An 854-nucleotide genomic window follows, 5' to 3' on the forward strand; every position below is an offset into this window, starting at 1 on the left:
CCTCACACGACGTCATGCCCAGGTCAATGCCCGGTGCGCGCGGGGCAAGGGGTTGGCAAATTCCGTCAAGCCCGTCGGTCCGGCTTTGCGTCAAGCTGGGCTTTTCTTCAAGTGGTTGAGACCACCTCATGTACGAGGCGGGTGGCCATCGAGTACCGTCCTCCTGATCCGAGTCGTCGGAATCACTGGAATCGTCGACAGGCCCGGCGGCCGGCCGGGGACGACGCGCCCGGGGAGGCAGCCGTGCAGCGGAACCGTGTGGCCCCTGCGGCGGCGGTGCCGGCACCGCCGACCGGCCGGGGGCAGGACGCCTGGCGGGAGTTCGGCGCCCGGCTGCGGCACTGGCGGCGCCGGGCGGGCCTCACCCAGGCGCAGCTCGGCGCCGGGATCGGCTACGACCACACCGCGGTCAGCAAGATCGAGCACGGCGCCCGCCGGGTCACCCCCAGGGTCGCCGACCGGATCGACGACCTCCTCGGCGCCGCAGGGGAGTTGAGCGCCGCCTGTCAGCGCGCCGAGAACGCCGAACTGTGCGACCCGGACGCCATCTCGCCCGCCTTGCTCCGGCCCCCGCTGCCGGGCGGCGCACCGTCCGGCCCGCCCGCCCCGCCCCCGGCGCCCGCTCCGCCGCGACTGCCGGACTACGGGCTGCTCTGTCCGCTGCACGGCTCCGAGGGCTGCGCCGTCCCCGAGCCCGGGGAACTCGCGGCTCTGCACGCCGAGTTCTGCTCCGCCGAGGCGCTCGCCGACCCGGCCGCCGCCCGCCCGCTGGACGCCGTCACCGCACACGCCCTGACCGGGCTGCTCGCCGCCCGCCTGCGCTCTGGCGAGACCGGCGACCGCCCGGTCCTGGT

1 protein-coding gene is annotated in these 854 nt (G+C 75.5%); it reads left to right on the forward strand.

All coding sequences use genetic code 11. The annotated features are described in order from the left end of the window. Positions 1–243: 243 nt before the first annotated feature. On the forward strand, positions 244–854 hold a 611-nt coding region (locus AE652_RS27905), incomplete at its 3' end, for a helix-turn-helix domain-containing protein (RefSeq protein ID WP_159028572.1).

Origin of the sequence: Kitasatospora sp. MY 5-36, assembly GCF_001182915.1 — a bacterium.
Classification (GTDB): domain Bacteria; phylum Actinomycetota; class Actinomycetes; order Streptomycetales; family Streptomycetaceae; genus Kitasatospora.